Annotated in this window: 20 protein-coding genes and 1 pseudogene; 10 read left to right on the top strand and 11 right to left on the bottom strand. The window is 53.3% G+C overall.

Going from position 1 to position 23,151, the window contains the following annotated elements:
* Positions 1-13 precede the first annotated feature (13 nt).
* Positions 14-2,794: a flavocytochrome c gene (locus ACX8ZY_RS20830; protein WP_421665517.1), complete on the bottom strand. Its 2,781-nt coding sequence runs from the start codon at positions 2,792-2,794 to the stop codon at positions 14-16.
* A gap of 588 nt (positions 2,795-3,382) precedes the next feature.
* Between ACX8ZY_RS20830 and ACX8ZY_RS20835 the strand changes: the two genes are divergently transcribed.
* The gene (locus ACX8ZY_RS20835; protein ID WP_010247273.1) at positions 3,383-4,891 is read left to right on the top strand and encodes an anion permease; all 1,509 of its coding nucleotides are present in this window, start codon (positions 3,383-3,385) and stop codon (positions 4,889-4,891) included.
* A gap of 156 nt (positions 4,892-5,047) precedes the next feature.
* The gene (gene fumA / locus ACX8ZY_RS20840; RefSeq protein WP_033780190.1) at positions 5,048-6,694 is read left to right on the top strand and encodes a class I fumarate hydratase FumA; all 1,647 of its coding nucleotides are present in this window, start codon (positions 5,048-5,050) and stop codon (positions 6,692-6,694) included.
* Between the two features lie 88 nt (positions 6,695-6,782).
* Here fumA and ACX8ZY_RS20845 read toward each other — a convergent pair whose 3' ends face one another.
* Complete coding sequence (locus tag ACX8ZY_RS20845; protein ID WP_062759223.1) at positions 6,783-7,439, bottom strand: SDR family oxidoreductase; 657 nt, start codon at positions 7,437-7,439, stop codon at positions 6,783-6,785.
* Between the two features lie 88 nt (positions 7,440-7,527).
* The gene (locus ACX8ZY_RS20850) at positions 7,528-8,595 is read right to left on the bottom strand and encodes an SDR family oxidoreductase (protein ID WP_421665390.1); all 1,068 of its coding nucleotides are present in this window, start codon (positions 8,593-8,595) and stop codon (positions 7,528-7,530) included.
* 100 nt (positions 8,596-8,695) lie between these two features.
* Between ACX8ZY_RS20850 and ACX8ZY_RS20855 the strand changes: the two genes are divergently transcribed.
* The 4 genes from ACX8ZY_RS20855 (at position 8,696) to ACX8ZY_RS20870 (ending at position 13,314) form a co-directional block, all read left to right on the top strand.
* Positions 8,696-9,598: a LysR family transcriptional regulator gene (locus ACX8ZY_RS20855; RefSeq protein ID WP_010247278.1), complete on the top strand. Its 903-nt coding sequence runs from the start codon at positions 8,696-8,698 to the stop codon at positions 9,596-9,598.
* 321 nt (positions 9,599-9,919) lie between these two features.
* A complete protein-coding gene (locus tag ACX8ZY_RS20860; protein WP_022624758.1) occupies positions 9,920-11,368 on the top strand; it encodes a sugar porter family MFS transporter in 1,449 nt (482 codons plus the stop codon).
* A gap of 98 nt (positions 11,369-11,466) precedes the next feature.
* Positions 11,467-12,294: a TIM barrel protein gene (locus ACX8ZY_RS20865; RefSeq protein ID WP_421665391.1), complete on the top strand. Its 828-nt coding sequence runs from the start codon at positions 11,467-11,469 to the stop codon at positions 12,292-12,294.
* 9 nt (positions 12,295-12,303) lie between these two features.
* A complete protein-coding gene (locus ACX8ZY_RS20870; RefSeq protein ID WP_010247281.1) occupies positions 12,304-13,314 on the top strand; it encodes a Gfo/Idh/MocA family protein in 1,011 nt (336 codons plus the stop codon).
* A gap of 158 nt (positions 13,315-13,472) precedes the next feature.
* Here the strand turns inward: ACX8ZY_RS20870 and ACX8ZY_RS20875 are convergent, their stop codons facing one another.
* The 4 genes from ACX8ZY_RS20875 to ACX8ZY_RS20890 all read right to left on the bottom strand — a co-directional run bounded on the left by ACX8ZY_RS20875 (position 13,473) and on the right by ACX8ZY_RS20890 (position 16,772).
* Positions 13,473-13,946 (bottom strand): OmpA family protein, encoded by a 474-nt coding sequence (locus ACX8ZY_RS20875; protein ID WP_346459507.1) that lies wholly within the window; start codon positions 13,944-13,946, stop codon positions 13,473-13,475.
* A gap of 2 nt (positions 13,947-13,948) precedes the next feature.
* Entirely contained in the window at positions 13,949-15,157 is a 1,209-nt protein-coding gene (locus ACX8ZY_RS20880; protein WP_033760306.1) for a diguanylate cyclase domain-containing protein, read from the bottom strand.
* A gap of 1 nt (position 15,158) precedes the next feature.
* Entirely contained in the window at positions 15,159-15,719 is a 561-nt protein-coding gene (locus ACX8ZY_RS20885) for a YfiR family protein (RefSeq protein WP_033768499.1), read from the bottom strand.
* A 144-nt stretch (positions 15,720-15,863) separates the two neighbouring features.
* Positions 15,864-16,772, bottom strand: coding sequence for a LysR family transcriptional regulator (locus ACX8ZY_RS20890; RefSeq protein ID WP_187506185.1), 909 nt, complete (start codon positions 16,770-16,772; stop codon positions 15,864-15,866).
* A gap of 401 nt (positions 16,773-17,173) precedes the next feature.
* Here ACX8ZY_RS20890 and ACX8ZY_RS20895 point away from each other — a divergent pair, with 401 nt between their 5' ends.
* Positions 17,174-17,467 carry a DUF1330 domain-containing protein gene (locus ACX8ZY_RS20895; protein WP_010670299.1) on the top strand — a complete coding sequence of 98 codons (294 nt, stop codon included), beginning with the start codon at positions 17,174-17,176 and terminating at the stop codon, positions 17,465-17,467.
* 263 nt (positions 17,468-17,730) lie between these two features.
* On the opposite strand, the gene ACX8ZY_RS20900 is transcribed toward ACX8ZY_RS20895, so the two are convergent.
* Together ACX8ZY_RS20900 and hprR are read right to left on the bottom strand one after the other, a co-directional pair.
* The gene (locus ACX8ZY_RS20900; RefSeq protein WP_033768506.1) at positions 17,731-19,089 is read right to left on the bottom strand and encodes a heavy metal sensor histidine kinase; all 1,359 of its coding nucleotides are present in this window, start codon (positions 19,087-19,089) and stop codon (positions 17,731-17,733) included.
* Positions 19,082-19,762 carry a response regulator transcription factor HprR gene (gene hprR / locus ACX8ZY_RS20905; protein WP_022624753.1) on the bottom strand — a complete coding sequence of 227 codons (681 nt, stop codon included), beginning with the start codon at positions 19,760-19,762 and terminating at the stop codon, positions 19,082-19,084. The genes ACX8ZY_RS20900 and hprR overlap by 8 nt, the downstream gene beginning before the upstream one ends.
* Positions 19,763-19,898: 136 nt before the next feature.
* Here hprR and uraH point away from each other — a divergent pair, with 136 nt between their 5' ends.
* Positions 19,899-20,309 carry a hydroxyisourate hydrolase gene (uraH, locus tag ACX8ZY_RS20910; RefSeq protein WP_187506187.1) on the top strand — a complete coding sequence of 137 codons (411 nt, stop codon included), beginning with the start codon at positions 19,899-19,901 and terminating at the stop codon, positions 20,307-20,309.
* 5 nt (positions 20,310-20,314) lie between these two features.
* The gene (locus ACX8ZY_RS20915) at positions 20,315-20,806 is read left to right on the top strand and encodes a GlcG/HbpS family heme-binding protein (protein WP_010247306.1); all 492 of its coding nucleotides are present in this window, start codon (positions 20,315-20,317) and stop codon (positions 20,804-20,806) included.
* 131 nt (positions 20,807-20,937) lie between these two features.
* On the opposite strand, the gene ACX8ZY_RS20920 is transcribed toward ACX8ZY_RS20915, so the two are convergent.
* Positions 20,938-21,390 (bottom strand): GNAT family N-acetyltransferase, encoded by a 453-nt coding sequence (locus ACX8ZY_RS20920; protein ID WP_033773878.1) that lies wholly within the window; start codon positions 21,388-21,390, stop codon positions 20,938-20,940.
* Positions 21,391-21,564: 174 nt separating this feature from the next.
* Here ACX8ZY_RS20920 and ACX8ZY_RS20925 point away from each other — a divergent pair.
* Positions 21,565-22,166 (top strand): annotated as a pseudogene (locus tag ACX8ZY_RS20925) (tyrosine-type recombinase/integrase).
* 46 nt (positions 22,167-22,212) lie between these two features.
* Here the strand turns inward: ACX8ZY_RS20925 and ACX8ZY_RS20930 are convergent.
* Entirely contained in the window at positions 22,213-23,151 is a 939-nt protein-coding gene (locus ACX8ZY_RS20930) for a right-handed parallel beta-helix repeat-containing protein (RefSeq protein ID WP_459261179.1), read from the bottom strand.

A 23,151-nucleotide genomic window follows, 5' to 3' on the forward strand; every position in this document is an offset into this window, starting at 1 on the left:
CCGGAGACGACCCTTAACGTCGGGCGTAAGCGGCGGCGTTACCACCGGCCAGAATGCCGAAGATAATGATATCGGCGACTGCGTTACCGCCGATGCGGTTCGCGCCGTGGATGCCGCCAACCACCTCGCCACAGGCCCAGGCGCCGTTAATCACCTGTTTCTGGCTGTCCAGCACCGCGGTGGTGGTGTCGATGGTGACGCCGCCCATGGTGTGGTGTACGCCCGGTGCAACACGAATCGCGTAGAACGGTGCTTCACTCAGAGGATGACGCAGCGCGGTCTGACGACCGAAGTCTTCATCTTTCTGCATGATAACGAAGTTGTTGTAACGGGCCAGCGTGGCTTCCAGCGTATGATGCTCACTCATGTTGAGTTTCACCGCCAGTTCTGCCACGTTTGGCGCGCTGACCACAAAGCCTTTGGCGATATATTCGTCAGCCGCTTTGTTATTCATCCGCACCTGCTCGTCAAACACAATCCAGGCACTCTTCTCTGGCAAGGCGATAATCTGCGCCGAGACTTTATCGCGGGTTTCCATTTCGTTGTAGAAGCGCTCACCCGCCTGACTGACCAGGATAGCACCGCCGCCACGAATGGATTCGGAGACCAGATAAGAGGTGGTCTGTTCAACCGTTGGGTGAATCTGGATTTCGCCCATATCCACGGTACCGGCACCAATTTTTTCCAGCATGGCAATACCGCTGCCGGTGGCACCTTTGTGGTTGGTGGTGACAAAGCCATCGAGTTCAGGGCGATATTTCACTACCAGTTCACGGTTCGCACTGAATCCACCAGTCGCCACAATCACGCTTTTCGCGTTCAGGATACGGCTGTCGTTGTACTCATCGACCACTCTCACACCCGCTACCGCGCCGTTCTCATAAAGGATTTCTGAGACTGAGGTTTCCAGCAGGACTTCGATGTTGCGGCTGTTGATGTTTTTAACCAGACCGCTGATCAGGAAGCCACCCACCGCTGAACGATCCGCCGGACGGTGGGTACGATCGATGCTCATCCCGCCGGTGATGGTGATGTCGTTAAGCTCAATGCCGTGATTCGCCAGCCACTCAATCGCCTCCGGAGCCAGCTCTACAAACTCACGCAGCAGCACCGGATTATTTTTAAACTGACCGCCTTTCAGCGTCTCCTCGTAGAACAGCTCTTTGCTGTCTTCGATGCCTTTGAGTTTCTGGAAACGGGTTTCCGCGGCGTTCATGCCCACTGAAGCTTTAATGGTGTTACCGCCGATGGTCGGCATCTTCTCGATGATGACCACGCGCGCACCTTCATCATGCGCCTGAATCGCCGCCGCAAGACCGGCGCCGCCGCTGCCCACAATCACCACATCGTAATTCTGCGGTGCGTTAGGGTTGCCGCCCTCTTCAATCACATGCTCTTTGCTGGAGGTGGTCAGCGCGCGTGAAACCGCTTTTTTCAGCGCCTCACTCTGGGTAGTCGCACCGGTAATCGCATCGACGTGCGGGCTGTTAGCCACCAGGATGCGGCTACGCAGGCTTTCAAAGGTGGTGGTGAAGTCCACATCCAGGGTGTCATCCGGCACCAGCGAGATGTCGGTGATACGGTCAGTATCCAGCGTGACGTTGATTTTCAGTTTCAGCGCTTCGGCTTCGACTTTTTCCTGATAGACGCCCGCTTTGTATTTACGGCCCGATTCACTCATGTCGCGGATCATCGCATCGACCAGGGAGAAGCGCCACAGCGGTTCCGGGATCTGCAGCTCTTCGCGTTTGTTGCTGTCGATGTAGAGATCGAGGTGTTCGTTATTGATGATGCGGTCAGCCCAGTTCGGGTAAGCGATGCAGGCTTTACCAATCGCCACCAGATCGTAGCCTTTCTCCAGCGCCAGTTCGGCATCGGCTTTATTGACGACGCCGCCAACACCAATCACCGGCACTTTTGCCAGCACAGGCGAACGCATCGCGACGAATTTCTCAATCAGCGGCGTCGGGTCCTGGGTATCGACAATGGACGGACGCAGCAGCTGGCCTACCGAGAAGTGGACGTAATCGAGTCCGCGCGCCGCCAGTTTTTCCAGCAGATAGAGCGTGTCGTCAAAACGAATGCCGGGCACTTCGATCTCTTCCGGCGAGAAGCGATAGCCGATGATGAAAGAGTTATGGGCGAAGCGCTCAGCCATCTTGTGGGTGATTTCCAGCACTTCCAGCGGGAAGCGTGCGCGGTTATCGCGGCTGCCGCCCCACTTGTCATCGCGCTGGTTAGAGTTCGGCGAATAGAACTGCTGAATCAGGTAGGTGTTAGCACCATGAATTTCGACGCCATCGAAACCGGCCTTGATGGCGCGGTTCACCGCATCACCAAATTTGGTGATCATGGTTTCGACTTCTTCGGCGCTCAGCGCCAGGGGTTTGGTTGCCCCTTCACGCGGTGCCGCGATGGCGCTTGGCGCAACCGGCGTTTTGCCGCCAATCAGCTCCGGTTCGACCATACGGCCGCCGTGATAGATCTGCAAAATGGCCGTAGAGCCTTCAGATTTAATCGCGTCCGCGATGCGTTTCAGACCAGGAATTTTGTTGTCGCTGTCGATAGCAATGGCACCCGGAAATGCCGGGCCACGGTTGTCAATAAAGCAGCATTCAACGATTACGGTTCCGATGCTGCCTGCACGTGCGCGGTAGTACTCGACCAGCTCACTGGTGACCGTACCGTCATAAAAACCGGTACAGGTGGTCATCGGCGCCATTACCAGTCGGTTTTTCAACACAGCGCCGTTAGGCAGAGTCAATGGATTAAGGATGGGGGTGAGAGATTTCATTGCGATAAACTCCAAGATTTAAAAGTCTGGAAATTTTTTAGCGGACGCAAATTATCGCTTAATTAAGTGGTCCGATGTCATGAGACTAATATACCCTTTTCTTTGCTTTCATAAGCGATAAATTTACTTTTTTAACTTTTAAATGATTTAGAGTTTTTATTTGCCGAATGCATAAAGTGAAGTTATATTAATTGTTAATCATGGGTAACCAAAAATCAACCATTCGTTTACATAAAAAATAAATCGTTTATCATCAAGAAGTTAAAGCAAGGCATTCAGTTTGCGTGAGCTGGTGATTTGTCGACCAGCTTCACAGAACTGTCAAAATGTCGATGCCGTAAATATAAATAAAAAATAAATGTTAAAAATGGGGAATAATGAATTAATTTCTTTGATCTGGATCAAAATCTATATTTGCAAAAATCGCATCATATTTACATGGATTTAAAAATGCAGCTCAATAGCTAAGCAGTCGATTAAAAAATCAGTGCATCGCGGTTTATTCACACTATTAAGAATAAGAAAGAAAGTCATCAGTGAAGGTCCGGGGCGCAAATCGCATTCTTCTTAACTTGCAGATAAAATACTATGAAACCACTCTCAGCTGTAACTGAACCCCCAAAAGTCGCACCTGCGGCGCCGGGTAAAAAGAAAGCTATCATGCTTGCTCTGCCGGTGCTCGTTGCCGTGTTGCTGTTGCTGGTGCCCACACCAGCCGGACTCGAACCCTACGCCTGGCACTTCTTCGCCATCTTCGTCGGCGTGATTGTCGGATTGATCTTTGAACCCCTGCCAGGCGCGGTGATCGGCCTGACCGGCGTGGTAGTCATCGCGCTGTTCAGCCAGTTTCTGCTCTTCAGCCCGGCTGAACTGGCTAACCCGAAATTCAAAGTCGCCAGTGAGTCGTTCAAATGGGCGGTCAGCGGGTTCGGCAACTCCACGGTCTGGCTGATCTTCGGTGCCTTTATGTTCGCCGCAGGTTATGACAAAACGCAGTTTGGTCGCCGCCTGGCCCTGATTCTGGTGAAGTATCTGGGTCGCCGCAGTCTGACGCTGGGTTATGCCATTACCTTTGCTGACCTGCTTCTTGCGCCCTTTACGCCGTCAAACACCGCGCGCAGTGGCGGTACCATCTACCCGATTATTGCCAACCTTCCGCCGCTTTACGGCTCTAAACCTAACGACCCGAGCGCCCGTAAAATCGGTTCCTATCTGATGTGGGTAGCGATTACCGCGGCCTGTATTACCAGCTCCATGTTCCTCTCTGCGCTGGCACCCAACCTGCTGGCACTGGCACTGGTAAAAAGCATCGTCGGTTTTGATATCTCATGGGGCATGTGGTTCCTGGCCTTCCTGCCGCTGGGTGTGCTGCTGATTCTGACCATGCCGCTGCTGGCTTACTGGTTCTACCCACCTGAAGTTAAAATCAATGATGAAGTGCCGAAATGGGCCATCGCTGAACTGGAAAAACTGGGCAGACTGACCCGCAATGAAATCCTGCTGCTGGTGTTTGTAGTCTGTGCACTGCTGATGTGGATTTTCGCCACCTCGTGGATCGAACCTGCCATGGCGGCGCTGTTGGTGGTCGTTCTGATGTTGTGGACCGGCGTACTGACCTGGAATGACATCACCAGTAATAAACCGGCCTGGAACACCTTTGCCTGGTTCGCCACCCTGGTGGCACTGGCCGATGGTCTGGCCCGCGTTGGCTTTATTACCTGGTTAGGTAAAGAGGGTGGCATGCTGCTGCAGGGTTATGACCCACAGGTTTCGGCCGTGGTGCTGTTAATCGCCTTCTTCCTGCTGCACTACCTGTTTGCCAGTACCACCGCACACACCACCGCGCTGTTACCGGCCATGCTGACCATTGCAGCCTCCATTCCGGGCATCAATATGCCGGTCTTCTGCCTGATGTTGTGTACCTCTCTGGGTGTGATGGGCATCATCACGCCATACGGTACTGGTCCAAGCCCGATTTACTACGGCAGCGGTTATCTGCCTACCAAAGACTACTGGCGTCTGGGAACCATCTTCGGTGCCATCTTCTTAGGCTCCATGATGCTGATTGCCTATCCGTGGATGGTGTGGTTGTTCTGACGGATACAACATGCAGATCAACGCGTTATAAGATACCATTCCTGCACTTCCCCACCGCACCCGCGGTGGGGAAGCATAATAAACAATTAATTCGCCTATGATGTTGCGCCCCGCAGCCTGTCCGCGGAGGTTCAGCCGGTCATTAAGTGAGAAAAAATGTCGAACAAGCCTTTTGTCTATCAGAACCCTTTCCCGCTGTCCCACGAAGATACCGAATACTATCTGCTGAGTCGTGAGCATGTCTCCGTCTCCGAGTTTGAGGGTCAGGAGATCCTTAAAGTCGATCCGCAGGCGCTGACGTTACTCAGCCAGCAGGCGTTCCACGACGCCTCTTTTATGCTGCGTCCGGCCCACCAGCAGCAGGTCGCCTCCATCCTTGATGACCCGGAAGCCAGCGACAATGATAAATATGTCGCCCTGCAGTTTTTAAGGAACTCTGAAATTGCCGCCAAAGGCGTGCTGCCAACCTGTCAGGATACCGGCACCGCGATCATCATGGGCAAAAAGGGCCAGCGCGTCTGGACCGGCGGCGGTGATGAAGCTGCGCTGTCACAGGGTATCTACAACACCTATATCGAAGATAACCTGCGCTATTCGCAGAATGCCGCTCTGGATATGTATAAAGAGGTGAATACCGGCACTAACCTGCCAGCGCAGATCGACCTCTACAGCGTGGATGGCGATGAGTACAAGTTCCTCTGTATCGCCAAAGGTGGCGGTTCCGCCAATAAAACCTATCTCTATCAGGAAACCAAAGCGCTGCTGAGCCCGGGCAAGCTGAAAAATTACCTGGTAGATAAGATGCGTACCCTCGGCACCGCAGCCTGTCCGCCCTACCATATTGCGTTTGTCATCGGCGGCACCTCGGCAGAAAGCACCCTGAAAACCGTGAAGCTCGCCTCAACTCACTATTACGACGGGCTGCCCACTGAAGGCAACGAGCACGGTCAGGCGTTCCGCGACGTTCAGCTGGAGCAGGAACTGCTGGAAGCGGCGCAACAGCTCGGTCTGGGTGCGCAGTTTGGCGGCAAATATTTTGCGCACGATATCCGCGTGGTGCGTCTGCCACGTCACGGCGCCTCCTGCCCGATCGGCATGGGCGTCTCCTGCTCGGCTGACCGTAACATCAAAGCGAAGATTAACCGTGAAGGTATCTGGATTGAGAAACTGGAAGCCAACCCAGGCCGCCTGATCCCGGAAGCACTGCGTCAGCAGGGCGAAGGTGAAGCGTTGCAGGTTGATCTCAACCGCCCAATGGAAGAGATTCTGGCGCAACTGTCCTCTTATCCGGTTTCAACCCGCCTGTCACTGACCGGCACTATTATCGTGGCGCGCGATATTGCACATGCAAAACTCAAAGAGCGCATCGATAACGGCGAAGGATTACCGCAGTACATCAAAGATCATCCGGTCTATTACGCTGGTCCGGCGAAAACGCCTGAAGGTTATGCTTCTGGTTCACTCGGCCCGACCACTGCCGGTCGTATGGATTCCTACGTGGATCTGCTGCAGGCGCACGGCGGAAGTAAGATCATGCTGGCCAAGGGCAATCGCAGCCAGCAGGTGACGGATGCCTGTCATAAACATGGCGGCTTCTATCTCGGCAGCATTGGTGGACCGGCAGCGGTTCTGGCGCAGCAGAGCATCAAAAGTCTGGAATGCGTGGAGTATCCCGAGCTGGGAATGGAAGCAATCTGGAAAATCGAGGTGGAGAACTTCCCTGCCTTTATTCTGGTCGATGACAAAGGTAACGATTTCTTCCAGCACATTGAGCGCGCGCACTGCGCGAAATGCGTTAAGTAGCACATGCGTTAAGAAAGAAAAAAGCCCCGACTTCGGGGCTTTTATTTGTTACGCATTCAGGCGTATTGGCTGTGATAACGAGCCTTTTTTAGCCCCGCAGCAATCGCTGCAACGCCACATCAATCTGCACATCACCTTTGGTGAGTTCGATGATCTGATACTTAATCGCCGGATTTTCGATCAGGCCGACCAGTGTCGCCGCCACATCTTCGCGCGGGATCTCACCATACGGAATCGCCAGATCGGCATGAACCCGGCCGGTACCCGCTTCATCGGTCAGCGTACCCGGTCGCAGGATCACCCACTCCAGCTTACTCGCCACCAGCTCCGCATCCGCCAGACGCTTCACCCGCATGTAATTCTCAAATCCCTCTGAGGGTGTTTTGCCGCGACCCGCATCCGGGAAAGCGGAAACCAGCATAAAGCGTGATACTCCCGCCTGCTCTGCTGCGGCAACCGCCAGCTTCAGTCCTTCTCCGTCGATGGCATTGGTCAGCTCGATCCCGGCACCGCCCGCACCCGCCGTGAAGACAGCCACATCGTGACCGGTCATCAGATCTGCCAGTGCCATCACGCTCAGCTGCTGAATATCGCCAGCCACCGGTTTAGCACCAGCGGCATGCAGCGTCTCTGCCTGTTCCGGTTTGCGGTGCAGCGCCGTCACTGTATGGCCTTTACTGCTCAGCTGACGAGTCAGCTTTTGGCCCACTTTGCCCGCTGCGCCGATAATGAAACATGTCGCCATAGGATCCAATCCTCCATTTACTGATTGAGTGCCAGAGTATAGTTATCAGTCAGAAACAAAACAGGCGCCTGATGCGGCGCCTGCTGGGTTATTGCGGGATCACTTTTTCTGCTTTCAGCTTATCAAACAGCTGAGTAAAGGAGTCGAGCGTGCTGCGATAGCCGGTGAAGCCCGCTTTACGGCTCTTACTCATATCGGTAAAGGCTTCCATCGGACGTCCCAGGTCTGCATCGGTATGCCACCAGGAAGCCAGTCTGTTGACATCCGATTCACGCAACTGATGCTGCTCTGCAATCGCCTGCCATGCACTGGCGGCTTCCTGCATGCGATCTTCCAGCGGCATCATCTGCGCCGGGTATTCCGCTGCTTCAATGCCGAAATAGTCAGCCAGTTTTGGCCACATCCAGTTCCAGCGGAACACATCGCCGTTTACCGCATTGAAATCCTGATTAGCGGCATTAGGTGAGGTCGCCGCCCAGTGCAGCTGCTCAGCCAGCAGGCCCGCATCGGTCATATCAACGACACCGTTCCACTGCTCAGGTGAGCCAGGGAAGATAAACGGCCAGCCTTTCTCTTTACACAGCGTTGCGTAGACCGCCAGTGTCTGACCCATATTCATCGCATTGCCCACGGCATAACCGATGATGGTGTGCGGGCGATGCACACTCCAGCGGTAGTCATACTTCTCTGCACCAGCGAACACTTCATCTTCCTGCGCGTAGTAGAAGTTATCGACCGGCTGACGGCCCTGCTCTTCACGGAACGGCGTGACTGGCACAGCGCCTTTGCCGTAAGCTTCAAACGGCCCCAGGTAGTGCTTCAGTCCGGTTACCAGCGCCACGTGCGAACCCTGTAAGCGGTCGCCGAGTGCTTCAATCACATTTCGCACCATGCCGCCGTTAACGCGGATATTCTCTTTTTCATTTTCCTGACGCGCCCAGACGCTAAAGAACAGCGCATCCGGTTTCACTGTTTTCAGCGCGTCCCGAACGGCATCCGCATCGGTCAGATCGGCCGTCAGGCTGGTGACACCTTCAGGTACCGCGCCACGTCCGCGTGACAGACCGCTGACCTGCCAGCCTTCCTTCTGTAATTTATCTGCCAGTCCGCGACCAATAACGCCACTGATGCCCACAATCAAAGCATGCTTTTTCATTTGATTTCTCCTCATTTTGCGTAATGCTAAGCCTAATAGAGAATTCAGTTCTTATCTCTGGCATTTATTCACAGCATTCTCAACCTGAGTTCATTAATCGATGCACGATCATCGCCTCAAAGATATTCTGCCGTTTGTTGCCAGCGTAGAGTGTGGCAGTTTTACCGCCGCTGCGGAGCGTCTGCACGTGACCGGATCGGCGATCAGTAAAAGCGTCAGCCGCCTGGAGACACGATTAGGCTCGCGACTGCTGGAGCGCACCACACGGAGCCTGCACCTCACCGACGCGGGCAGCGCCTATTACCAGACCTGCCTGCGCATTCTGGAGGATCTGGCCGAAGCCGAAGCGGTGCTGGCGGCACAGCGAACGATTCCTTCCGGTCGCCTGCGCCTGGCGGTGCCCACCACCTATGGCCGCCTCAATGTGATGCCGCTGCTGATGCCCTTTTGTCAGCAACACCCGGAACTGGCTCTGAGCCTGAGTTTTTCTGACCGCTTTGTGGACCTGTTTGAAGAGGGCGTGGATGTGGCGGTACGGATCGGCGGCGCGCCCGACCTGCCTGCTTCGCTGGGCTGGCGTAATATGGGCCGCGAGCAGATGCAGTTCTGTGCCTCACCCGCTTATCTGGCACGCGAGGGTCGACCTGAAGATGAGGCGGCACTGCTGAACCACCGCGCCATTCTTTATGAGCGTGTAGATGGCAGCACCAAACCCTGGCTGTTCACCACCGAAGATGGTCAGCCGCACTGGCGCGAGGTGCCGTACCGGCTGGCACTGGGCGACGTCGATGCCCAGCTGCAGGCTGTCATCGCCGGGCTGGGTGTGGCACAAATGCCCTCGTGGCTGATTCAGCATGCCGTGAAACAGGGCGATCTGGAGATAATTTTGCCGCAGTTGCAGCCCGAGGGGCTGACGCTGAGCGTGGTGTGGCCACGCCGTAAACAGTTCCTGCCTAAGGTCGATGCACTGTTATCGGCGCTCACCGCGCTGGAAATCCGCTAACCCGCCCTGCTATCTGTTTATCGCGGTTGGGATGTTTCATCCTGACTGCGATCATTTACTCTTTCCAGACGCTGATTTTCCCGTGTTCTGCCCTGCCTTAACCGCCGGTAACTTATCGATCTCCCCTATAACCCGCTTAAATTTAATGTTTTTATTTTCGCCTTGATGGAATCCCATCAAAATAAAAATGGCGGAAGGGTTGAGCTCACATAATGAAAACTAAGTTTCAAATATAATTTAACCCGAAATAAAAATATCAGTAGGGTGATGTCTTCTTCATGTTCTGACGTTTTGTCTTTGCCGTTATTACCAGGAGTATTCATGGAAAAAGAACTTTATATCTCGTCGAACCCGGCATCCGGTCCAAATAGCACCACCCGCACCGAGCCTTTTGTGAAGATTATTGCGCTGGTCGCCACCCTGGGTGGATTGCTGTTTGGTTATGACACCGGTGTAGTCTCAGGCGCATTACTGTTTATGCGCGGCGATTTGCATCTCACCCCATTTACTACCGGGCTGGTCACCAGCTCCCTGCTGTTTGGTGCAGCCTTCGGCGCGCTGGCAGCCGGTCATCTGGCGGATGGCCTCGGCAGACGACGCATTATCATTGCGCTGGCGCTTATCTTCGCTTTTGGCGCTGTCGGCTCGGCGCTGGCGCCTGATGTCACCTGGATGATCGCTTCTCGCCTGTTCCTGGGCTTTGCCGTGGGGGGTGCTGCCGCGACCGTGCCGGTCTACATCGCAGAAATCGCCCCCGCCAATAAACGTGGCCAGCTGGTCACCCTGCAGGAGCTGATGATCGTCAGCGGTCAGCTGCTGGCGTACATCTCCAACGCCACCTTTAACGATATCTGGGGCGGCGAAAATACCTGGCGCTGGATGCTGGCGCTGTCGATTGTCCCCGCTGTTCTGCTCTGGATCGGCATGATTTTTATGCCTGAAACCCCGCGCTGGCACGTAATGAAAGGCCGCAGTCAGGCAGCGCGCGAGGTACTGGAAAAAACCCGCGCCGCCGACGATGTCGAGTGGGAACTGGAAGAGATTGAGGAAACCATTGAAGAGAACCGTCAGCGTGGCAAAGGCCGCCTGCGCGATCTCGCCACACCCTGGCTGATGAAAATCTTCCTGCTGGGCGTGGGTATTGCCGCCATCCAGCAGCTGACCGGGGTGAATACCATTATGTATTACGCCCCCACCATGCTGACCGCCGCCGGACTGAGCAACGATGCCGCGCTGTTCGCCACCATCGCCAATGGCGTGATCTCCGTGGTGATGACGCTGGCGGGTATCTGGCTAATCGGCAAAGTGGGACGCCGTCCGCTGGTGTTAATCGGACAGATGGGCTGCACCTGCTGCCTGTTCTTTATCGGGCTGGTCTGCTGGCTGATGCCGGAATACCTCAACGGCACGGTCAACCTGCTACGGGCTTATCTGGTGCTGGCGGGGATGCTGATGTTTCTCTGCTTCCAGCAGGGCGCATTGTCACCCGTTACCTGGCTGCTGCTGTCGGAAATCTTCCCCGCCCGGATGCGTGGCATCTGTATGGGTGGCGCTGTCTTCTCACTGTGGATCGCCAATTTCGCCATCTCCATGGCCTTCCCGCTGTTATTAGCCGCATTTGGTCTGGCCGGAGCCTTCTTTATATTCGCGGCTATCGGCATCGGCGGTTCTGTTTTTGTTGTGAAGTTTATTCCCGAGACCCGGGGAAGAAGTCTTGAGCAGGTCGAGCACTATTTCTATGCGCTTTATAACGGCAACGGCAAAAAATAGTGCCTGAAACGTCTGTATTGAATAATCCACGGCCCGCGTCATTACGCTGACTACCCGATTGCTATTAACACTGTACCCCTACATTCAAGGAAATTGTTATGAGCCTGAATATTCCCAACGCGCGCTTTTGCATCAACCGTAAAATTGCGCCCAGCCTCACCCTTCCGCAGTTTTTTAAACTGGTCAGCCAGCTCGGTATCCATAATGTCGAACTGCGTAATGATATGCCCAGCGGCCGCGTCACCGACGATCTCACCGGCGACGAGGTAAAAGCCCTGGCGCGTGAGTCAGGCATCCGGATTGTGACCATCAATGCGCTCTATCCCTTTAATCAGCTGAATGAAGAGGTGCTGCAACGCACCCGCCAGCTGTTAAGTGATGCGCAGGCGGTCGGCGCTGAATCGCTGGTGCTCTGCCCGCTTAATGATGGCACGCCGATTAGCGCTGCCGACACCGTAAGCGCGCTGAAAACCCTGGCCCCGCTGTTCGCTGAGGCAGGTATTCAGGGGCTGGTGGAACCGCTGGGCTTTCCGCAAAGCTCGCTGCGTTCAGCGACTCAGGCTCAGACGCTGATCCATGAAGCGGGTGTGCCATTCAGATTGCTGATCGATACCTTCCATCATCATCTGTTTGAAGATGCGGAACAGACCTTCGAACAGGAGATCGATATTCAGCAGATCGGTCTGGTTCACCTTTCCGGCGTCACCGACCCGCGCCCGGTTAATCAGCTAACCGACGAAGAGCGCATCATGCTCAGCGCGGACGACCGCTTGCGCAGTAAGCAGCAGGTCGAGCGACTGGAGAAGATGGGTTACACCGGCCTTTACGCCTTTGAGCCGTTCTCCTCAGTGATGAACAGCTGGCAGGAAGCGGACATTGCCCGCGAAATTCGCGACAGCATCCAGCTGTTAAACCACTCAGCTTAAGGAATTATCATGACTATTAATATTGGCGTCATCGGCACCGGCGCAATCGGTCGCGAACACATCCGCCGTTGCAGCACCGTGTTACAGAATGCGCGCGTGGTGGCGCTTAACGATATCAACCGTGAAAACTGCCAGCAAATCGTTAACGAGCTGACGCCGGAAGCGCGTATTTATGACAATGCTATCGATCTGATTAACGATCCGCAGGTCAATGCGGTGCTGGTCACCTCCTGGGGGCCGACGCATGAAGCCTTTGTGCTGGCCTGCATTGAGGCGGGTAAAGCGGTGTTCTGCGAAAAACCGCTGGCGGTTACCGCGCAGGGCTGCATGAACATTGTGGAAGCAGAAATTAAGGCAGGACGTCAGCTGGTGCAGGTCGGGTTTATGCGCCCTTATGACAGCGGCTATCGCGCACTAAAAGCGGTGATCGACAGCGGCGAAATTGGTGAGCCTTTGATGCTGCACTGCGCACACCGCAACCCGGAAGTGGGCGACAGCTACACCACCGACATGGCGATCACCGACACGCTGATCCACGAACTCGATGTGCTGCGCTGGCTGCTGGATGATGACTATGCCAGCGTGCAGGTAATCTTCCCGCGTAAAACCCGTAAGGCGTCGTCACATCTGCGCGATCCGCAAATCGTGCTGCTTGAGACCACCAAAGGGGCGCGCATTGATGTCGAAATCTTCGTGAACTGTGAATATGGTTACGATATTCAGTGTGAAGTGGTGGGTGAAAGCGGCATTGCTCGTCTGCCGGAGCCGGTCTCTGTGCAGCTTCGCAGCGCGGCTAAGCTCTCCACCACCATTCTGACTGACTGGAAAAAGCGCTTTATCGATGCGTATGACGTGGAGTTACAGGCATTTATCAACAACGTCATCAGCGGTGAGATGACCGGTCCCTCCGCCTGGGATGGTTACGCCGCCGCGGTGGCCGCTGATGCCTGCGTCGCGGCCCAGACTTCCGGTGAGATTGTGCCGGTCAGTATGCCAGCAAGACCGGCGTTTTATCGCTGATAGCAACACTGCACGGCGGGTTCCGCCGTGCATTTTTCCCTCCGTTTCACCTTTTCCAGCGGCTTTTCACGCATCATCGGTAACCGGATAAAGCCGCCAGGCAGGACATTGAGTCATACCGGCCTGAGCGCGCAGCACTGCCCACTGTTAACTCATTATCACGGCGCAGTAATCACAATTGCCACACGCCGATTTTGCGCGCGTCCCTGCGCGCTATTGTTGCTGGTAACGGGTGCACTCATGCCTAATCCACGTGTGATAATATTTTCGCGCGGTATAGCAGCCCCTTCCGCCCACTGTGCCGCGACTGCGTTAGCTCTTTTTAGCGACAGCTGTTGGTTATAATCTGGTTTGCCGTAATTATCGGTGTGCCCGTCAATTCGCACATGCTTAATACCGGTCGACGCCAGGTTTTTTGCCATCCCCTGAATATTTCTTTTGCTGGAGGGTGTAAGTTCTGATTCGTTTACACCAAACAGGATCTTATCTGATAAGCCTAATCCCCAGCCTTCCCTATTTTGAGTGAATCCCGCACGCTGCATCGCTGCGATCTGCGCCTCACTAAAACGTTCTTTAGACTGACAACCGACCAGCGCTAAAATAAGCAGCATCAGGGAAATATTTTTTTTCATCTTTAAGCCTTATTGGTTCGCTTATTTTTGTACATATTCATGTCAGCGCGTTCGAGAATAGACTCAACCGTATCGCCGTGTTGTGACCAGGCGTAGCCAATGGTAACCGAGGTATTTATCGGCGTACCTTCTGCAAGGATGATTTTTTCCATGATGAGGTCATGGATGTCCTGCATGAGTTGCTGTAATTGCTCCTCACTGACCTGACTGCTCACCAGCATGGCAAATTCATCCCCACCTAAACGGGCGACTAAATCCTGTTCAGATGCCAGTGATAGCAGGCGTGCTGCTATCGCTTTTAATACCTCATCCCCGGCGGCATGGCCCCAGTTATCATTGATACTTTTAAAGCGATCGCCATCAAGAAACAGTAAGGCAAAACGCTCCTCAGCATATTGCTGGTCGAGAAGCCGGGAAAGGTGAGCAGCAAAGGCGCTGCGGTTTGCAAGACCGGTTAACGGGTCCTCCAGCGCTTTGGCTGCCAGCGAGCGATTATCCCGCATAAGCGAAGCCTTCAGCGATTGCATTTCCCTCAACAACGAATTCAGATCATCTGAAAATAGCTGAAACTCACTCGTCGTGCTCTCCGGTATACGCAAGGAAAAATCACCGGAATGAATCACATAGTGAATCGAACTGGTAATGTTGCGCAACGTAGCGAGCATACCCCGATGCAGAAATTCACTCAGCAAAAGGGAGATAATCAGGACACATAGCATACCGCTGGTCAGAATCATGAAGGAGTATCGAATGAAACTCACCGCGCCGGTCACGGTGCCTTCCAGCGTTAATGTACCGACAGCAACGTCAGAGTGAATGATACTGACGTTAAGCGGTTTAAGATAAATCCACTCACGTAATAACCGCGAATACCAGCCCGTCTGCTCCTGCTGAGCATGCCAGTTGACCAGAACAATGTGATCTTTAGTGACCAGTTTCGCAGATGCATACATCCCTTCATTGCCGAGCCGTGCAATTTTATTATGCGCATCGTAACTGTCGGAAAAAACGGTCGCAGCGGTTAGCGTGGTGCTGAGGGTTGCGCCGATTAATTCAAGGTTTCGCTTCTCGTAATTTTTAATAAATAGCAGCGACGTCGAGGAGAGCAACAGCCAGCACAACAGTAATATCACCGCAGCGTTGATGGTGCTTATTTTTCGCAGTTTATTGCGTATCGATGATTTGTCATTTCTTAATTTATCGAATTTCATTTTATTCGCTTCTCTCGCGGGACAGCAAAAGCACGTCCGGACTCACCCTGACACCGCTTCTGGCAAGCGAATCAAGGTTAACGGAAAAAAGCGTGTGGCCCGGATGAAAAATCAGGCAAAACGCGGCGCCCCGCGTGCAATCCGCATTGTTCTCCGCGAGTGTAAGAACGGCTCTGCCCTTAAACTGCTGAATAAGGTCCACCTGCTGTTGTGACGTCTGATCGCCGAAATAGACGGCGTCGCATCTGTGCGACGGCAGGTCGCCTGCGCTGGCAAGATAAACAACGGTGAATGTGGCTGCCGCCGAGGAGGCAGAGTCCGGCAAGGAGAGATGCCGGGCTGAAGAAAAAATACATAATTGAGGCGGTTGTTTTAAGCCCGTCCACTGGGTGAAGCTGATAATACCACTGACGATATCATTGGCTTTGCCATCTTTTATTTCGGCACTGGCAATATGAGGAATAAGCAGCAGCAAAATAAGTCCCGTATAAACGAGTTTGCAGATGTGGCGTATGAAAAGCAGCACATCGACGTCATGATGAATTTGATATTTATCGATCATACTGCGTTCCCAAAAATTCTACGCATGGCAGGACGCCTTAATAAGCGCGGAAATATTAGCATAGCGGTGATTAAATTTGTACTTCTGGTTTGGTTCGCCACATACCCTGTTGTTGTACTTTTATCTGGCGTAAGAATCACTGTGCTATCTGTCAAAATAAGGTTTTAAAATTTCTTCTGTCCAGTGCATAAAGGCTCTGACACGCCGCGACAGATTTCGTCGGTGTGCGACAACAAAAGAGGCACTGAGCGGCTCAGGACGCAGATTGGGAAGGACTTCAACCAGCGCACCGCGCTCAATATAGGGCGCCAGCGTGGAGTAACCGCCCTGAATCAAGCCCAGCCCGGCCAGTCCCGCCTCATGATAGGCCGGTACGCTATTTACCCTTATGGCGCCGGGTAACATCAGCAATTGGTAGCCGCCATCCACCGGATACTCCCAGCCATCTGGCTTCGAACCAAAGCTCCGCTGGTAATGGACCATCTGGTGTCCCTGACTGAGAAGGTCATCAATCGTCTGCGGTATCCCAAAGCGCGCCAGATAGCCCGGACTGGCGGCATTAATCATGCGTAGCTGCCCCAGAGGGCGAGCAATAAGCGTGTCATCAACGATTGGCCCCAGACGGATGACACAATCAAACCCTTCATGAACTAAATCAACGCGCCGATCGGTACTTGAAAGCTCGATCTCCAGTTCAGGGTGTGCCTCCAGCAACTGAGGCAGCGCGGGGATTACCACGCATTGTGCCAGCACGGCAGGCATATCAACGCGTATTCTGCCCCGCAGTGACATCCCCTCGTGAGAGAACATGGACTGTAATTCTTCGGCTTCCGATAACAGATCGCGGGCGCGTGAGTAAAAAGCCCGTCCATCTTCCGTTAACTGCACTGTTCGCGTGGTGCGATGCAGAAGTGTCGCGCCTGTCTCCCTTTCGAGTTCGCGCACCACTAGTGAGGCGCGTCCTTTCTGAATACCCAGGCTTTCAGCTGCCTGAGTAAAACTCTTCATTTCCGCCACGCGTGCAAAAATAATCAGCGCCTCAAGGTTTTTCATTCATTGTTCCCCTTCAGAGTAACAGTGCGTTATTTCTTACGTTATTTATCACCATATTAATGGGTAATAGACTGCTTTCACACCGCGGATATTACAGAACGCGATCTGAACGTTATGAAGGTGAACCGTCTTTCTGAAAGGCTCAACGCCGTTGCGAACTGCCATGCAGGTTTGTGTACATAAGCACTGGTTCAGATCCCCGCATCATTCAGAGCACTGTCGGTTCGCGGCAAACATTGCTCAGGGTATCGGGAAGCACTCAGTGAAAAGGTTGTTACTCACCACTCAATCCGTTGACCCGAAGGAAGATTTGAAAACTTAGCCCCCATTCCGGATTTGGTTAACGCCAGTCGCGCTGCCTTACGCTGGATTTCACCCCCCTGTCAGGAAGGAAAAGAGAAATGAACAAAGGTTATTTAATCGCTCACGTGACCGTATCGGACCCTGTCGCATACGCTGACTATGCCAGAGCTGCAGGCGAAGCCATGCAGGCGTTTAATCCGAAGATCGTTGCCTGGTCAGGGCAGTATGAAAATCTGGAGGGAGAGGCGCATGAACGGCATGTGGTATTTGAGTTCGAATCTTTTGCCGAAGCCAAAGGTTTTTATGAAAGCCCTGCGTATCAGGCTGCCAGGCTGTTGCGTGCAGGGGCTGCACACGGGACGTTTGTGCTGGTTGAAGGGGCCAGCCTTTAAACACTTCTCCGTCATGTGCCGATGCAGACTCCAGCGAACCTGGGGCCCGCAGGATGTCACCAGTATGCTCAGTGGTGCCGGGATTTACCCGAGAAAGTGACAAGGGATATTCTGGTAATTGACGCTACCTGACCACCGTGCCGGTTAGGTAGCGTGTAACTGGCAAGGGGGTGGCTGTGTCTGACTTTATGACTTCCGCAGATCGCTTCCATCCCCTTCTGCTTTCATTAAAGCAGCACGGATGAGGTTTTTCTTACAGACGCTCACTTTCGGGGCAGGCGCAGGCCAAAGATAGTGTGCCCGTTCTCATGCCGGTAGTAAGCACTTCCGCCATGTAAAGCGGCGATGGCGCGTACCAGCGACAGTCCCAGCCCGCTTCCGGCCGTATGACGGACGTTATCGCCCCGCCAGAAGCGTTCAAATAATTTTTCAGGCTCCTCCAGCGCTTCGCCCGCGTTCAACACCTCAATCTCAACGTAGTCAGCGTGATGACAGGTACTGACCTGAATCGTGTCTTTTTCTGGCGAATAACGAATGGCGTTGATCAACAGATTACTCATCGCACGCTGGAACAGCATTTTATCCGCGGTGAGGCTGCCTTCGGCGCTCAGCTCAATGAGCTTCTCCTGCTCTTCCGCAACCGGTTCAAGAAAGTCGATCAGCGCTTCCAGCGCATCCTGCAGCAGGAAGTCCTGTTTATTGAGTCTGATATTGTGGTGCGTGGCGCGAGCCAGGAAGAGAATGTTTTCAGTGAGACGCGACAGACTCTCCAGCTCTTCAATGTTGCCTTCGAGCAGCCTCTGATATTCAGCGGCTGAGCGTTCATGACCCAGCGCGACCTGATTCTGGCCCAGTAACACATTAATAGGCGTGCGGATTTCGTGCGCCAGATCGTCGGCAAACTGGGTCAGACGGATAAAGTCCGTGGATAAGCGCTGACGCATAGCGTTAAGCGCATTGCCAATCGGTAGCAGCTCCTGCGGGATAGCCTGAAGCGGCACGGGCTGATTTAACCGGTCACTGGCCGTTTCTGCCACGATCTTACTTAACCGGCCGATCGCCCTTAGCCCTCTGCGAATCAACAGCGGACTGACTGCGGCGCACAGCAAAATGGCCGCCAGTGAAACCAGAATGCTTTGCTGGCGATAACGCTCAAGCATCAGTGCTCGCTCCCGCGCGACCCTGGCAAGGGTAATAGTTACCGGCCCGAGCGAGGAGTTTGCCTGCAGGCTTAACGCCGACGCTTCCGTCTTATCCGCATTGATCCAGCGGTGCAGCTGTTTCTCACTGGGTGGCGTGCTGACCGGCGTGGGCGAGATCGCGGGCAACGTTATCCCGGTATGATTAATACTGACGTTTTGCTCATGCTGCGAGCGGATGCTGAGAATGTCCTGATGGATATCGACCATCCGATTGAAGTAGAGCGGCAGCGAGCTGGGATGGGCACCATCTTCAAGCAGTTGTCTTAACTGCGCCGCCCGATTAATCAGCGTTTGATCGTCCCGCCAGACCAGTTCACTGCGTAACGCTTTATACAGAATCAGGCTGATGCCGCCACAGGCCATCGCCATGATCAGCGTAAAAATTGCCGTCAGCCGCAGCGTCAGAGAAGGGCTAGTCACCCTCGCCTCCTTTTTCTGACAGGCAATATCCCATGCCCCTTACCGTAGTGATGAGCTTTTTAGGAAAGGGGTCGTCGACTTTACGGCGCAGGCGGCGGATAGCAACATCGACGATATTGGTTTCACTGTCGAAATTAACGCCCCATATTTCGCTGGCCAGTAGCGTCCGCGGCAGAATCTCACCGTGACGGCTGGCGAGCAGCCATAACAGCATGAACTCTTTGCGCGTCAGTGCAAGAGTGACACCGTCACGCAGAACCTGAAAGCGCGCTGAGTCCAGCACCAGATCGCCCACCCGTAGTACGCTACTGTGCGGCTGCTGCTGCCGGAGCTGATTTCTTACCCGAGCCAGCAACTCCGCAAAAGAGAACGGCTTAACCAGGTAATCATTGGCCCCCAGTTCCAGCCCTTTCACCCGATCATCCACCGAGTCTCTGGCGGTCAGGCAAATCACCGGAATCTGACTGGCGGTACGCAGGGTTTTCAGCACCTGCCACCCATCCATTCCCGGCAGCATAATATCCAGTATCACCAGGCTGTAGGGATGTGACAGCCCCAGATGCAGGCCATCCCGGCCGTCTGCGGCGTAATCCACGATATAGCCCGCTTCTTCCAGCCCCTTACGCACCCAGGCGCTCGCCTTCTGGTTATCTTCGATCAGCAATAGTTTCATCGGCGCAGTTTGCCATGAAATTTATGACCGCCCCAGTGTTTCAGCGCCAGATGACAATATGGTCATCTTTCTGACAGGCAGAACGAACAACCGTACAGGTATAACAGCGGGGTGATTAACACCGGAGTATTAAAAAATGAAAAAGAGTCTCACTGCCCTGGCCCTCACTACGCTGCTTGCCGTTCCCGCGGTCACCTTCGCGGCCAGTAAAAATCCGCTGAGCGTTCACGTGCTGAACCAGCAGACCGGGCTGCCTGCCTCAGAGGTTGAGGTGATGCTTGAGCAGAAACAGGGAGAAAGCTGGAAAGTACTGAATACCGCCAATACTAACCAGCAGGGTCGGATAGATGCACTTTGGCCAGCAAAGCCCTTTGAGGGGGGTGACTATCGGGTGATTTTTAAAACCGGTCACTATTTTGCGGCACATCAACAGCAGAGTTTCTTCCCCGAAATCCCGGTGGAGTTCCATATCACCAATACCACGACCACCTATCATATTCCGTTGCTGCTGAGCCAGTACGGATATTCCACCTATCGCGGGAGCTGAAATAAATGAAACGTTTACTGCTGGCATTGATGCTGACTACCGGACCTGCCGTGGCGCTCGCTGCTGAGCCAGCCTCCGTCTATGACATGACGCAGGCGCTGAGTAATCAACTGGCAACGGAGGCCTTGTCCGCCTGCCATAATATGAATCGTCAAGGCGTAGTCGCCGTGGTGGATCGGGGTGGAAATCTGGTCACACTGATGCGGGATGACAACGTGGGGCCGCACAACACCCAGGCGGCATGGCGTAAAGCGTTTACTGCGCTCTCCACCAAAACGCCAACCAGACAACTGACCATAAAGGCGCAATCCTCACCGGAAAGCGTCAACCTGAATACGGTTAATGAGCTATTGCTGCTTGGCGGCGGCGTGCCGGTGCAATATCGCGGCCAGTGGATTGGCGCTATCGGCATGGCGGGCACCGGCGGCGCGGAATCCGACGATCAATGTGGGACTGAAGCGATTAACAAAGTGCTGGGTAACAGCAAGCAACCGTAATCATGATGAACGCGCGGCGGGTATATTCCTGCCATACATGGGGAATAAACTGTTCCCCATGTTGTTTAGATAAGTCGCCGCAAGAACGACTGCTTTGTGCCAGGAGCGGACATCAGTTCCAATTAATATAGTCAGCGCAATGCCTTTGAGAAACAGACAGCTTCTGCCCTGCCTATATATGGGCCGTAATTCTCGATAGGGACATAACCATTTTTCATGTAGAAATTTACTGCACGATAGTTGATGTGTCGGGTTTCCAGCCTAATTTCGATATATCCCATCTCTTTTGCAGATTTTTCAAGAAAAGTGAGTAAAGCACCGCCAATCCCTGACGCACTTCGGTCTGAAAACATCCTTTTAATCTCGGCTATATTTTTGGTTAATGGCCGTATAGCACCACATCCCACAGCTTTGCCTTGAGAATTCTTTGCTAATGCCCATAAAGCATTGTCATCACTCATTGCTTCGACGGTGAAATTGCTTTTGCCGTTATCACCAGTAATAGCGGCAAGTTCTGCTGATAGAGCTTCGACTAAGCGACGGGACTCTGAAGAAAATGGATCTGATTTTTCTACTGTTATCATGGTTATATCCTGCAGGATAAATGTGACCAACTTAAAGCATCCTGTTAAGGAAAGCATCAGCCTAAAACGGGTGATGGGACAACAATTATTCAAACCATCCTTTGGATGTCATGTCCGCTCCTCGCTCATACGGGACACTCATAATCACATCTCCTAACCCAATGGAGATTGAACATGACAACATCCCCCTGGAACAAAAGCCGCATTATCGGCCAGAAACGGCCTCTTCAGATCTCTCATATCTGGGGGATTCGTATCCGTCTTGAGCGGGAAGGAAAAGTCCGCGATTTGGCTCTGTTTAACATGGCTCTGAACAGTAAACTTCGGGGCTGTGATCTGGTTAAGTTGAAATTTTCTGATGTGGCCTATGGACACACTGTTTCGGGCAGAGCGACTGTGATGCAGCAAAAAACGGTCAGCCCTGTCCAGTTTGAACTGACGAAGGGAACCAGAGAGGTTGTAGCCGCATGGATCAAAATGGCTCATCTACGCAGTAGCGACTATCTTTCTCAGTCCCGTATTAGTTCATCAAGACACATTTCAACCAGACAATATAATCGTATTTTTCATGGATGGATTGAGAAGCTGGGTCTTGATGAAACGCTCTACAGTACGCATTCCATGCGCAGAACCAAGCCATATCTGATCCTTAAAAAACGAAAAATCTTCGTGTGATCCAGTTACTTTTGGGTCACAAAAAACTCGAAAGCACAGTACGTTACCTGGGCATCGAAGTAGATGATGCCCTGGAGATATCAGAGTCGATTGAAGTCTAACTTGTCAGGGCTGCAACAGCAGCGCTGTGTCAAAAGCGGACAAAATTTATTGGGATATTATGGACGCTGGTTCAGCCGGCGCATTGAGATGAACATCACACTGAGGCCCAAAGCATTGTATCTGCTGGCAGGCAGGCTTACCGCTGAGGCAATTGTGATAAACGTGCATGTTATGCAGTCTGACATTAAAGACGGTATCCATATGGATACCGTAATCGGCATTGTCATGCACCTCCAGATCGCTCATATAAACGTTGATCAAGTGCGAACCCCGAATGCCGTGCCCGCGTGGGCTGGCATAATAACCTCCGCTGTTTTTTCCGGTCTGGATTAGACGAACATCTGCGACGCGGCGAAGGTAGATATTGTGAAAATAGTCATTCTCAGTGTTGCCATTGTTATGCAACTTCAGATCCGTCGCCGTGACATGACTGGCGCCTTTGATATGGATCCCATCGCTGCTGTTCTCCACTTCAACGTTCTGAAGAGTAATATCATTACAGCCGGTTTTTTCACCGGCGGTCGGGTCTCCTCTGCAGTTAAAAAAGAGACCAATCTGATTACTCCTCAAATCCTGACTGTCAGACCGTTGGTCAATGGTGCCGACCAGTTTCACATCCTTTATCGTGACGTGGCTGGCGGCAGTGGTATAGAGCAGCGGCGCATTAATGGTGCTCCTCACCGCAGGACTCCAGGTGATAACTGTCCCCGGCCCCGTGCCTTGAAGTGCCACATTGCTGCTCAGCAACAGGCTGCTGTCCTGAAACCAGGTACCTTTACCGAGCAGTACCGTGCCGCCACCGGCGACCTGCTTAATGCATTCAGACAGTTTTTGTGAAGATGAACACGCCACCGTGCCAGCAGCAACTGCAGCGGGGAGGTAACATGCCAGCATGAAACCAGCGATAAAACTGACATTGCGTAAAAGGGCTTTCAAAGTAATTTTGCTCACAGTTAACTTAAGAACAGAGGGAGAGGTCAACAC

The sequence above is a fragment of the Pantoea sp. XAF26B01_ASV70 genome (genome assembly GCF_054512635.1).